The 12,506-nt window shown below is 72.8% G+C and carries 7 protein-coding genes; 5 read left to right on the top strand and 2 right to left on the bottom strand.

Features of this window, described 5'->3' with window-relative positions; all coding sequences use genetic code 11:
* Entirely contained in the window at positions 1–1,140 is a 1,140-nt protein-coding gene (locus SS2_RS09800; protein WP_157607284.1) for a hypothetical protein, read from the top strand.
* A gap of 324 nt (positions 1,141–1,464) precedes the next feature.
* A complete protein-coding gene (locus tag SS2_RS09795; RefSeq protein WP_066463526.1) occupies positions 1,465–4,161 on the top strand; it encodes an FtsK/SpoIIIE family DNA translocase in 2,697 nt (898 codons plus the stop codon).
* A 63-nt stretch (positions 4,162–4,224) separates the two neighbouring features.
* Here SS2_RS09795 and SS2_RS09790 read toward each other — a convergent pair whose 3' ends face one another.
* Positions 4,225–5,550 (bottom strand): CapA family protein, encoded by a 1,326-nt coding sequence (locus SS2_RS09790; RefSeq protein ID WP_066463525.1) that lies wholly within the window; start codon positions 5,548–5,550, stop codon positions 4,225–4,227.
* Between the two features lie 58 nt (positions 5,551–5,608).
* Between SS2_RS09790 and pgsA the strand changes: the two genes are divergently transcribed.
* From pgsA to SS2_RS09775, 3 genes are all read left to right on the top strand, one after another.
* Positions 5,609–6,196: a CDP-diacylglycerol--glycerol-3-phosphate 3-phosphatidyltransferase gene (gene pgsA, locus SS2_RS09785; RefSeq protein WP_083942103.1), complete on the top strand. Its 588-nt coding sequence runs from the start codon at positions 5,609–5,611 to the stop codon at positions 6,194–6,196.
* Positions 6,193–6,681: a CinA family protein gene (locus SS2_RS09780; protein ID WP_439646300.1), complete on the top strand. Its 489-nt coding sequence runs from the start codon at positions 6,193–6,195 to the stop codon at positions 6,679–6,681. Before pgsA ends, SS2_RS09780 begins: the two co-directional genes overlap by 4 nt.
* A gap of 295 nt (positions 6,682–6,976) precedes the next feature.
* Positions 6,977–7,312, top strand: coding sequence for a helix-turn-helix domain-containing protein (locus tag SS2_RS09775; protein WP_066463521.1), 336 nt, complete (start codon positions 6,977–6,979; stop codon positions 7,310–7,312).
* A 97-nt stretch (positions 7,313–7,409) separates the two neighbouring features.
* On the opposite strand, the gene SS2_RS09770 is transcribed toward SS2_RS09775, so the two are convergent.
* Positions 7,410–12,458: an Lhr family helicase gene (locus tag SS2_RS09770; RefSeq protein WP_157607295.1), complete on the bottom strand. Its 5,049-nt coding sequence runs from the start codon at positions 12,456–12,458 to the stop codon at positions 7,410–7,412.
* Positions 12,459–12,506: the final 48 nt, after the last annotated feature.

The following is a 12,506-nucleotide window of genomic DNA, read 5'->3' as shown; positions in this document are numbered from 1 at the left end:
ATGGCTGCTCGCTTCAATCCACCGCCGGGATGGCCGCCTGCTCCCGAGGGCTGGACGCCGCCCCCCGGATGGGCTCCCGACCCGTCCTGGCCGCCGCCCCCGCCCGGATGGCAGCTGTGGATCGACGACGCCGCCACGACCGCCGGCTCCGCCGTCCCGCCCGCGCCTCCCGTGCCACCGGCCCCCGGCGCTCCAGACGTCTCCCGCTTCGCCGCGCCGGACGCCTCGGCCACGCAGCCGCTCCCGTCCCAGCAGGACGCCCCGTCCTTCGACAAGCACGTCTCGGCTCCCGACACCGCCCCGCCGGCTTTCGGTGGACCGGCAGCGTTCGGCGGCCCCGCCGGCTATGCGACCTCCGCTCCCGCGCCCGCCGGCTTCGGCGCGGCCCCGGGCGGTCAGCCCCAGCCCGGTGCGTGGCAGGGTGGACCGACCGGTCCGGACGGCTTCCCGCCCGCCGGGCCGCCGTCTGGCGGCAAGCAGTGGCTCATCCCCGTGATCATCGCCGTCGTGGCGCTGCTCGCGATCTTCGGGGTGCTCATCGCGACCGGAGTCATCGGCGGCGACGACACCAAGGCCAGCTCGCAGTCGGAGAAGTCGTCGAAGCCGACGGCCTCGGAGAAGGCCAGCAAGGAACCGTCCGAGGAGCCCAGCGAGGAGCCGAGCGAGGAGCCGAGCGACGAGGCGAGCGCCTCGGCCTCCGCTGCGCCCGGCGCGAACGGGACCCGGGGCGAGCCGCTCGCGGCCGGCGCGGCGGCGACGTTGAGCACCTGGACGGTCTCGCTCGGCGCGACCAACCCGGACGCCTGGGCTGAGATCTCCCCGGTGGCCGGCGAGTACTACGCGCCCGAGGCCGGGACGTCCTACGTCATGGCTCCGGCCACCGTGACCTTCACCGGTGATGACCGCAGCTCCGTCGGGGACCTGGAGTGGGTCTTCGTCAGCGCCGCGGGCACCACCTACGACGACAAGTGCAACTACGCGACGCTGCCCAACGAGCTCGACCTGTACCAGGAGCTCTACACCGACGCCTCGGCCTCCGGGAACCTGTGCGTGACCGTCCCGACCGACCAGGTCGCTGGCGGCGTGTGGCGCGTCGAGCTGTGGTGGGACGACGAAGAGGCGTACTTCGCCCTATCCTGACCTGCACGCTCACACCGACCGAGGGGCCGCCTGCGTCGCAGGCGGCCCCTCGTGCGCGTGAGGTGAGACGAACACGCACCCGGTGAATCCGTTCGCGGGCCGTGCCGCGCGACTAGATTGGCTCCCATGGCCTCCCGAGCAACTCCTTCCCAGCGTTCGAGCACGCCCGCGGGCGGGCGGGGGAAGTCGGCTGCCGGGAGACCGGCCGCGGGGAGACCAGCCGCCGGTCGTCCGGCGACGAAGAACACGACGAAGAAGCCGGCCACCGCGAAGGCTCCCGCAGCCCAGCGTCCGTGGCCGATCAGAGCCGTACGCGGCGCATGGATGGGAGTTGCACACCTCGTGGGCGGAACAGCACGACGGGTCGGCCGCGATGCTCGCGGCCTGGACCCTGCCCATCGCCGGGACGGGCTGGCCTTCCTGCTCCTCGCCCTGGCACTGGTGATCGCTGCCCGGGAGTGGTGGGGCGTGGAAGGCACGGCCGGGCTCGCGCTGCACGTCGTGGTGGCCGGGACCTTCGGCGTCGTCGCGGTGGTGATGCCGTTGCTGCTGCTCGGCATGGCCGTGCGCATCATGCGTCACCCCGAGAAGCGGGAGGCGACCTCCCGGATGACGATCGGGCTGACCGCCATCACCCTCGCCGTCTGCGCGATCGTGCACATCAAGTCCGGCAGCCCGGACGTGCGAGACGGGTTCGAGGGCCTGCGGGTGGCCGGCGGGATCGTCGGCTTCGCCGTCGGGCAGCCGCTGGTGTCTCTGCTCACGGTGTGGCTCGCGATCCCGGTGCTGCTGCTGCTCGCCTTCTTCGGCGTGCTCGTGGTGACCGCGACCCCGGTGCACGCGATCCCCGAACGTCTGCGCGGCGTCTACGACCGGCTCACCGGCCACGACCGTGCGGCTGCCGAGGCCGCCGCGGACAGCGACGACGACGGGCTCGACCTGGCCGAGGGCGTGCTGCGCCACGACGGCACCGAAGAGGTCGCGACGAAGCCGCGACGCCGCATGAAGCTGGCCCGCAAGCCCCGCAGCGAACCCACCGACGACGAGCCGACCGAGCTGCTGCCTGGCGGGTACGTCGGGGACGAGGCCTTCGAGCGGGCAGCCGCCCTCGAGCGCGAGCTCCACGAGACAGCGGTGCTCGAGGAACAGGCGGGACGCTCCGCGCGTGCCGCCCGGCCCGCCCGCTCCGGGCGGACCGCCGACGCAGGCGACCCCGCTGACGTCTACGCCGAGCCGGAGACCGATCACCTCGGCGAGGCAGCAGGCGCCGATCGGCGCAGCTCCGGCGACGCCGAGACCGCTGCGATCGCCACCGTCCCTGACCGCACCCTCGACGCCCCGCCCACCACGGCGCTCCCGCGCGGGGAGCAGCCCATGCTCGACGGCGACACCGTCTACGTCCTCCCGGACGAGGACGTGCTCGTCAAGGGAGCCCCGCACAAGCTCCGCTCAGCCGCCAACGACCGCGTCGTGGAGTCCCTGACGGGTGTCTTCGAGCAGTTCGACATCGACGCGAAGGTCACCGGGTTCACCCGTGGCCCCACGGTCACCCGCTACGAGGTCGAGGTCGGCTCAGGGATCAAGGTCGAGCGCGTCACCGCACTGAGCAAGAACATCGCCTATGCGGTCGCCAGCGCTGACGTGCGGATCCTGTCCCCGATCCCGGGCAAGTCCGCGATCGGCATCGAGATCCCCAACACCGACCGTGAGACCGTCGTGCTCGGGGACGTGCTGCGCTCGGCCGTCGCCCGCCGCAGCGAGCACCCCATGATCATGGGTGTCGGCAAGGACGTCGAGGGCGGCTATGTCGTGGCCAACCTCGCCAAGATGCCGCACATCCTCGTGGCCGGTGCGACCGGCGCCGGAAAGTCGAGCTTCGTCAACTCGATGATCACCTCGATCCTCATGCGGGCCACGCCCGAGGAGGTCCGCATGGTGCTCGTCGACCCCAAGCGCGTCGAGCTGACCATCTACGAGGGCATCCCGCACCTGATCACCCCGATCATCACCAGCCCCAAGAAGGCCGCGGAGGCGCTGGAGTGGGTGGTCCGCGAGATGGACGCCCGCTACGACGACCTCGCGATGTTCGGATACAAGCACATCGACGACTTCAACGTCGCGGTCAAGGCCGGCAAGATCAAGCCGCTGCCCGGGTCGCAGCGCAAGATTGCCACGTACCCCTACCTGCTCGTCGTCGTCGACGAGCTCGCCGACCTCATGATGGTCGCCCCGCGCGACGTCGAGGCCTCCATCCAGCGCATCACCCAGCTCGCCCGTGCCGCCGGCATCCACCTGGTGCTGGCCACCCAGCGTCCGAGCGTGGACGTGGTCACCGGTCTCATCAAGGCCAACGTGCCCTCACGGCTCGCCTTCGCGACCTCGTCCCTCGCCGACTCCCGAGTCGTCCTCGACCAGCCGGGCGCGGAGAAGCTCGTGGGTCAGGGTGACGCGCTCTTCCTCCCGATGGGCTCCTCCAAGCCGATCCGTGTCCAGGGCGCCTGGGTGGGGGAGAGCGAGGTGCACGCGGTCGTCGAGCACGTCAAGGCGCAGCTCAAGCCGGTCTACCGGGCGGACGTCACGGTGGTCGCGACGAAGAAGCAGGTGGACGAGGACATCGGAGACGACCTCGACCTGCTGCTGCAGGCCGCCGAGCTCGTCGTGACCAGCCAGTTCGGCTCGACGTCCATGCTGCAGCGCAAGCTGCGGGTCGGCTTCGCCAAGGCGGGGCGGCTCATGGACCTGCTCGAGTCCCGGGAGATCGTCGGTCCCTCCGAGGGGTCCAAGGCCCGCGACGTGCTCGTCCAGCCCGACGACCTGCCCGGCACGCTGGAGATGCTGCGCGGGGGCAGCGGCGACGCCCCGGCGCAGGCTCCGGCGAGCGCCGCGTCGTCCCGGGACTACGACGACGCCCCGTCGGCCCACGGCTACGAGGACATCAACGCGGGGATGCCGCCCGAGGCCGTCGACTATCACGACAGCGCTGACACCGACGACGACGGGTGGACCGGGCCGGTGCGCTGACCGCGCTGACCGCGCTGCTGTGGTCGTGGGGCCGCTGTGCTGCTGTGCTGCTGTGACGCCCGGTCAGCCGGGCGGCATGCGGGGCACGACGGTCGCGGCGTCCCCGGTCGCCGACGCCGGTGTGGTCCGCTCGGGCGCCTGGGCGCCCACAGCCTCACGGAGCGCGTCGTAGCGGGCCTGCCACTGCGCGGTGGAGAGCGTGCCTGCCCCGGTCGCTGCGGCGTCGTGCAGGAGCTGCATGCGGTGGCCTGCCACGCGGTCCACGCTCACACCGGTCCACTCGACCGCGGCGACCCGCGCGGGACCGTCTGACGGCTTGACGACGCGCGCGGTGAGCAGCAAGCCCGAGGCGCTCTCGGCCACGCAGCAGCCGGCGTCCTGGTTGGAGATCATGTTGCCCAGCCCATAGGCGACCCACATCCCGGCGCCGTCGCGGCCGCCGCCCAGCAGCTCGATCGGCTGAGGCACGTGCGCGTGGTGGCCGATGTACAGGTCGATCTCGCCCGAGGCCGCCAGCGCCGTCGCCAGCTCGACCTGCTCCGGGGTCGGTGCGGTGCGGTACTCGGTGCCGATGTGGGCGCTCACCACCACGAGGTCGGCACCACCCTCCCGTGCCGCGCGCGCCTGCTCGACGAGCTGGTCGGCGTCGACCAGCTGGACGGACCACGGAGCGTCCGCCGGGACGGGGAGCCCGTTCGTCCCGTAGGTGGCGGCGAGCTGGGCGACGGTGATCGTCTGGCCGGAACGCTCCAGGTCGTAGAGCTGAGGCTGCAGCGCCTCGCCCTCGGTGCGCGCGGTGCCCACGTGGCCCAGCCCTGCGGCGTCGAAGGCGTCCAGCGTCGCGGTCAGGCCAGCGAAGCCGCGGTCGACCGAGTGGTTGGACGCGGTCGAGCAGCCGTCCCAGCCCTGGCCCGCGAGGTCCTCGACGAGCTGGGCGACGGTCCCGAACAGGGGATAGCCGGACGGCGCCACGCCCGCCGGAGCGACCGGGACCTCGAAGTGGCACAGGGCCAGGTCGGCCCCGGCGATCCAGGGATCGAGCGCGGCGAGCAGGGGGGAGAAGTCGTAGCCGTCGCCGCTGCCGGCCGATCGCAGCACGGGGACGTGCGGCAGCACGTCGCCAGCAGCCACGATCGTGAACTCCGCGTCGGGGAGAGGCGCGGGCTCCGAGCTGGGCAGCGGCGCTGGGGCCGTCGGCTCCGGCGTGACCGACCCGGTGCTGGGCAGGGTGGACGACGACGGGGTGGGCTGTTGCGCGGCCTGGGGCGCCGCATCGCCAGGCTGGAGGGCCACGGCGGTGGACGCGGCGACCGCCGCTGCGACCACGCCGCTCACGAGGAGGGAGCCCCACGGGCGGGTGCGGTGCGCGCGCGCATGCCGTCTGTTCACGCGCTGACCATACTGGTTCGTGCGTCTGAACTGCGGGAAGTGCGCCTAGGCTGGGGGGGTGACTTCACAGAAGCCCTCGCCGTGGAACGCCCCGAACATCATCACCATGGCGCGCATCGCCATGGTCCCGGTCTTCGCCTGGGCGCTGCTGGCCGACGGCGGGCACACCGTCACCTGGCGGCTGGTGGCCACCGCGATCTTCGGGCTCGCCGCAGCGACAGACCGCCTGGACGGGTATCTCGCCCGCAAGAACAACCTCGTCACCGACCTGGGCAAGATCCTCGACCCCATCGCGGACAAGGTGCTCATCGGCACCGCCCTGGTGCTGCTGTCGGTGCTCGGTGACCTGTGGTGGTGGGTGACCATCGTCATCCTCGTCCGCGAGCTGGGGATCACCGCGATGCGGTTCTTCATGCTCCGCTACGTCGTCATGCCGGCCTCCCGCGGAGGCAAGCTCAAGACGGTCCTGCAGTCGGTGGCCATCGCGATCCTGCTGCTGCCGATCGACCATCTGCCGGAGTTCGTGACCTGGATCGGGGCAGCGGTGATGGGCCTGGCTCTCGCCGTGACCGTGGTGACCGGCGTCGACTACGTCATCAAGGGCGTCCAGGTCAGCAGGTCCGCCAAGGCGACGAAGCAGGCGTGAACGCCGTGCCGGTCGATGCGACGGCGGCCCAGGTGCTGGCGTCGCTGGGCCGGGCTGGGCGCAGCCTCGCGGTGGCAGAGTCCCTCACCGGCGGCATGCTCGCCGCCACGCTGGTCGACGTCCCCGGAGCCTCGAGCGTCTTCCGGGGCGCTGTGGTCGCCTACGCAACCGATCTGAAGTCCGCGCTGCTGGGCGTCGACCCGGCGCTGCTCGACTCGCGCGGCGCGGTGGACCCCGAGGTCGCGCTGCAGATGGCCGCCGGTGTCCGGGACCGGCTCGGGGCCGACGTCGGTGTCGCCACGACCGGGGTGGCCGGTCCGGACCCGCAGGACGGTCAGCCGCCCGGCACCGTCTTCGTCGCCGTCGACGTCCGCGGAGGCCTCTCGCAGGTGCGTGCCCTCGTGCTGGACGGTGACCGGGCTGCCGTGCGAGCCGCGACGGTGCAGGCCGCGCTGGCCCTGCTCCGCGACGTCGTCAGCACATGACGGGAGGGCCTGTGATGTCCGCCCACGGGGTGCCGGAGCGCCCCGGAGCAGCCCGGGGAACAAGGTCGACGCCTGCGACGTTGGACAAGATGTGATGAACAATCGCAGCGCAGAGCGCCCAGCTCATGTGATGAAAAGGTCAAGGTTTGGGACCACGAAGGCCTCCGAAGGGCCTGTTGCAGGGCAGTCAGGGTACGGTAGGAAGACATCAGTCATCTCCGAGAACCCCAAGACACTCTCAACGGTGACGGTTGCTGGACCACACGAAGCACAGGACACGAGAGGGGGTCGTCAGATGGTTCTACTACGTAGGGAGATCGGAGATGTTCTCCGGGATGCCCGACAGTTGCAGGGACGGACGCTCCGAGAGGTGTCCTCGGCGGCTCGCGTCTCGCTCGGATACCTGAGCGAGGTCGAGCGCGGTCAGAAGGAAGCCTCGTCGGAGTTGCTCGGCTCGATCTGCGAAGCACTCGACCGTCCGCTCTCACTCATCTTGCGTGAGGTCAGCGACCGGATCGCTATCGCTGAGGGCCTTGTCATCCCCGACACGGTTCCCGCAGACCTCGCGGCCATGGGCCGCCACGACCGCGGACTGAGTCACGCGGGCAAGGACCTCCAGCCGATCGGCTGAGTCCTGATCCACAGAACCACCCTGAACCCCGTGCCCACAAGGCGCGGGGTTCAGTCGTCTCTGGGGCCGGTCTCTCGGGCCGGTCTCTGGGGCCGCGTCAGCGACCGAGACGGACGCCGGCTGGGGTCACCCGGAACCCGGCACGCAGCACGGCCTCGAGCGCCGGCGGGCGAGCCGCCCCCGAGGCGCCCTGCAGGGCGTCCTGCCCGTCGAGCCGCTGGAGACGGATGGTGCCCAGGCGTCCTGCCGTGACCGCTGCCGCCAGCTCTCGGGCCGCGGCATCGAGCACGGTCTGCTCGCGGGTGAAGGTCAGCAGGCTGCGACCGCCCCGCTCGAGGTAGAGGACCAGCTCACCGGTGACGAGCACGACGGTCGCGCCGACCTTTCGCCCCGGCCGGTGCGTGGTCGCTGCGTCAGCGTCCGCGTCGTCGGCGGAGGCGTCGTCCGCGGAGGCGTCGTCGTCGCTGGCCGCCGGTCCGGGGGAGCCCGGGACCGGCCAGGCCAGCGCCGCGCCGTAGGGATTAGCCGGGTCTGTCGCTGCCAGGCACGTCGCAGTCCGACGGTCGTCGCGGCTGCGTTCGGCGTCCAGGTCCGTGTCTGCCTCGCGGAGCCGGTCCACCGCTCCGGCGAGAGCGAACTGCGACCCGCCCAGGTGCTCGACGAAGTACCCGCGGCGGACCTGTCCGGCCGTCTCCAGCGCCGCCAGCACGCGGTAGATGTCCCCGTAGGACCCGGCGACGTTCTCCGAGGGAGCCACTGCGCGGGTGAGCACGCCGTGCCGCTCCAGCAGCACCAGGGCCTGGGCGTGGGTGCGCAGCGTCGGGTCGGTCTCCCGGGGAGGCAGGGCAGACCACCGCCCGCCGCCGGCCTCGCCCGCGAGGGAGGCGGCCCCGGTGCCTCCCGCGCCCCGGGAGCCGGCCGGTGGGAGCAACGAGGCCAGGTGCGGGCGCCGTCCGAGCGGGCGCGGGCGGACGCTCGGCCGCCCGGGAGCGCGGTGACCCAGTCGGCTGCGCACCGGACCGAGCCCGTCGTTGGTGACCAGGCCTGCCCAGACGAGGTCCCACAGCGCGGAGAGCGTCTCGCTGACTCCCGCCCCGACCGCGGTCGTGAGCAGGCCGAGGAAGAACCCGCCGGAGCCGGTGAGCAGCTCGAGCAGGCGTACGTGGAGGTCAGAGCGGACGGCGGCAGTGCGCTCCGGGTCGATGGGCGGCAGGGTGAGCGGCGCGGAGGCTGCCAGGTGCAGGCTGATGAGAGCATCCGTGCCGCCCCGGTTCCCGGGAAGCTCGCGGTGCCCGCACCACAGGACCTCACCGGAGGCGGTCAGCTCGTCGAGCATGGCGGGGACATAGTCCACGACACGGGCGGGCAGGATCTGGGACTCGACGGCCGAGGCGGGCAGCGCTGCCCCGGTCAGCTGCTCGATGGCTCGGTACAGCCCGTCCACTCCGCGCAGCTCACCCACCGACTGCCACCGGGGCAGGAATGCACCGAGCGTCTCCTGACGCACCGGGGAGACGTCTGCGCGTAGCGCGGCCAAGGACCGCCGCCGCAGGGTGCGCAGCACGTCAGCGTCACAGAAGTCCTCGCTGGTGCCGCCGAGCTCGTCGGGGCGCAGCCGCCCGGTGATCACGGTGCGTGCGGCGACGAGGCGGCGCAGGACCGGGTCCACCACGGCCACTCCCACGCCCAGGTGCGCGGCGAGCTGACGGGCGGTGAAGGGGCCATGGGACCGGGCGAACCGTCGGACGAGGTCACCCAGCGCGTCGGGCACCGGCGCGGCGAGGGCAGGCGGGATCCAGGCCGGGACGGCGGTGCCCAGGGCGTCGCGCAGCCGCCCGGCGTCCTCGGCCACCGCCCACAGGTCCTCACCCTCGCTGGAACCAGGAGTGACGGCGGGCGTCCGGCCGCCGGGAGCCGAGCTGTCCGTCCTCACGACACGGAAGACGCGTCGGTCGTCCTCCAGCTGTGCCAGCCATGGCGCGACCTCCTCGCGCACCGTCGCGCGGGTCCGCGCGGCGACCTCGGCGGAGGTCAACGGACCCATCCGGTGGAGCAGGTCCCAGACCTGCTCGGCGCTCGACGCCTGCCGCTCCTCGGCCAGCCCGCCCAGCTCCGCCTCCGTGCGCAGCACCGCCTCGGGGTCGAGCAGGTCCGCGATCTGCGCCTGGCCGTCCTGCCCGAGCAGCTCGGCGAGGAGGTCAGGATCGAGGGTCAGGGCGGCGGCGCGTCGCTCGGCGAGAGGCGCGTCGCCGTCATAGATGAACTGCGTGGTGTAGCCGAAGAGCAGGGACTGGGCGAAGGGCGACGGCGCCGGCGTGGTGACCTCCACGATGCGCACCCGGCCGTCCTCGATCTCCGCCATGAGGGCGGTGAGGGAGGCGATGTCGAAGTCCTCCTGCAGGCACTCGCGCACGGCCTCCAAGACGATCGGGAAGTCCGGGTAGGCCGAGGCCACGGCGAGCAGCTGCGCTGAGCGCTGGCGCTGCTGCCACAGCGGCTGGCGCCGGTCGGGTCGTCGCCGCGGGAGGAGCAGGGCACGGGCCGCAGCCTCGCGGAAGCGGGCGCCGAACAACGCCGACTGCCCGAGCTCGCCACGGACCTCGTCCTGCACCTCCTGGGGGGAGATGAGCAGGTCGGGGAGGTCGAGGACCACCCGGTCGCCGGTGAGGCCGCTGACGCCGGTGGCAGAGCCGCCCGCGTTGGTCCTGCGCTGGCCGCCGCCGGTCAGTGCGGCCCCCAGCCCCGGCTCGCGTCCGGCCTCCACCGCGTCCAGGTCGGGCAGGCGCAGCACGATCCCGTCGTCAGAGTGCATGGCCGCCGCGTCGACCCCGAAGCGGTCACGGATCCGCGCGGCGAGGACCAGGGCCCAGGGCGCGTGGACCTTCGCCCCGTGCGGGGAGTGGATCACCACCCGCCAGTCACCCAGCTCGTCGCGGAAGTGCTCGACGACGATCGTGCGGTCGTCCGGCAGGACGCCTGTGGCGGCCATCTGGTCCCGGAGGTAGGAGGTGACGTTGTCGCCGGCCCACGCGTCGAGCCCGGGCCACGGCGGTGCCGGCTCTGACATCGGCTCTGGTGCTGCCCGCGGCGGTACGGGGCTCACCACCGCGGCCGCCTCGCGCAGCCAGGCGCCGATGGCCCGGCCGAGCTCGGCGGGGCGACCGGGGGAGTCGCCCTTCCAGAAGGGCAGCCGGCCCGGCACCCCGGGTGCCGGGGTGACCAGCACCCGGTCGGTGGTGATCTCCTCGATGCGCCACGTGCTCGACCCGAGGGTGAAGGTGTCTCCCACCCGCGACTCGTAGACCATCTCCTCGTCCAGCTCGCCGACCCGCTTGCCGCCCCGCGCACGTCGGTCGCTTCCGGTGCCGTCGGTGCCGTCGGCCCCGGCCGCGAGGAACACGCCGTAGAGCCCACGGTCAGGGATGGTCCCTCCGGAGGTCACAGCGAGCCGCAGGGCGCCAGGGCGCGCCGTCAGGACGCCCGTGGTGCGGTCCCAGACCAGGCGCGCTCGCAGCTCACCGAAGTCCTCGCTCGGATACCGGCCAGAGAGCATGTCCAGGACGGCGTGCAGCACACCGTCACCGAGGGCGGCGAAAGGTGCCGACCGGCGCAGCGCCTGACCGAGCTCGTCGACCGTGCGGTCCTGCACCGCCACCATGGCCACGATCTGCTGGGCCAGCACGTCGAGCGGGTTGTTGAGCGGGGTGAGCGCCTCGATCGTGCCCGCGCGCATGCGTTCGGCGATGACTGCGCAGGGAACCAGGTCGCCGCGGTGCATGGGGAAGACGACACCGCGGGAGACCGCGCCGACCTGGTGCCCGGCTCGACCCACCCGCTGCAGGCCGCTGGCCACGGAGGGCGGAGCGCCGATCTGGACGACGAGGTCGATGGCTCCCATGTCGATGCCCAGCTCGAGCGAGGAGGTGGAGACCACGCAGGGCAGGCGGCCCTCCTTGAGCTCGGTCTCGGTGAGCGTGCGCTCGGCGCGGCTCATGGAGCCGTGGTGGGCTCGGGCGAGCACCGCGGGAACGCCGGCCGAGGCTCCCGACTGTGCCTGGATCTCGGCCGTGTGACGCTCGCCGGGGTCGCTGACCTCCTCGCCCTGACGTTCGGCCCAGACCTCGTTCATCCGGGTGGTCAGGCGCTCGGCGCCGCGCCGAGAGTTGGTGAAGACGAGGGTGGACCGGTTCTGGGCGACGAGGTCGACGACGCGTTCCTCCACGTGCGGCCACACCGAGGGCCGGACCGGGCGAGCGCCTCCCGCTGCCGGCGCCGCTGCCAGCTCCGTAGCCGGCTCCACGGTGGGCGACGGGCCGGCGCCCACCGCCCGTGCGGCGGATGCGTCCACGCCGCCGAGTGCGGGGCGGGTGGGCGCTGTGCGCAGGTCCCCGAGGTCAGGCACGGGGACGACGACGTCGATCTCGATGGTCTTGGACGACCCTGGTTGCACGACGTCGACCGGCCGCCCGCCCTCGGCCACGGGCCGCTGCCCGGACAGGAACCGTCCGACCTCCTCGACCGGGGTGACCGTGGCGGACAGGCCGATGCGTTGGACGGGGGCGTCGGTGAGCTCGTCCAGCCGTTCCAGGGACACTGCCAGGTGCGCACCGCGCTTGGTCGCGGCCACAGCGTGGATCTCGTCGACGATGACCGTGTCCACCCCGCTCAGCCCCGCGCGTGCGCCCGAGGTGAGGATGAGGAAGAGCGACTCCGGGGTGGTGATGAGGATGTCCGGCGGGGCGACGGCGAAGCGGCGTCGCTCGGCGGGCGGGGTGTCGCCGGTCCGCATGCCGATCGTCACCGGGCGGATGTCCTCCCCGCGCCGGGCGGCCGTGGCGGCGATCCCCGCGAGGGGAACACGGAGGTTGCGCTCGACGTCGGCGGCGAGGGCCTTGAGCGGGGAGACGTACAGGACCCGGCACCGGCGCGCCGGTGCCGGCTCGGGGGCGCCGGCATCGAGCAGGCGGTCCAGCTCCCACAAGAAGGCGGCGAGGGTCTTGCCCGACCCGGTCGGTGCGACGACGAGGGCATGGTGGTCCGCGGCCACGGCTGCCCACGCACCGGCCTGGGCCGGGGTGGGGGACCCGAGGGCACGGGAGAACCAGGCGGCTGTCGCGGGGGCGAAACGGAGCAGCGCCGGGTTGATCTGGTCGTCCGGGTCGGTCAGCACCCTGCCATTGTTGCCGCAACCACC

It is taken from the genome of Sanguibacter suarezii NBRC 16159 (assembly GCF_001552735.1).
Lineage (GTDB): Bacteria > Actinomycetota > Actinomycetes > Actinomycetales > Cellulomonadaceae > Sanguibacter > Sanguibacter suarezii.
The sequence above is the reverse complement of the archived record's forward strand: the minus strand, read 5'-3'. Positions and strand labels throughout refer to the sequence as shown.

Coding starts and splice junctions, on each gene's coding strand:
- SS2_RS09800 (WP_157607284.1), top strand. CDS start 1: ATGGCTGCTCGCTTCAATCCACCGCCGGGATGGCCGCCTGCTCCCGAG.
- SS2_RS09795 (WP_066463526.1), top strand. CDS start 1,465: ATGGGAGTTGCACACCTCGTGGGCGGAACAGCACGACGGGTCGGCCGC.
- SS2_RS09775 (WP_066463521.1), top strand. CDS start 6,977: ATGGTTCTACTACGTAGGGAGATCGGAGATGTTCTCCGGGATGCCCGA.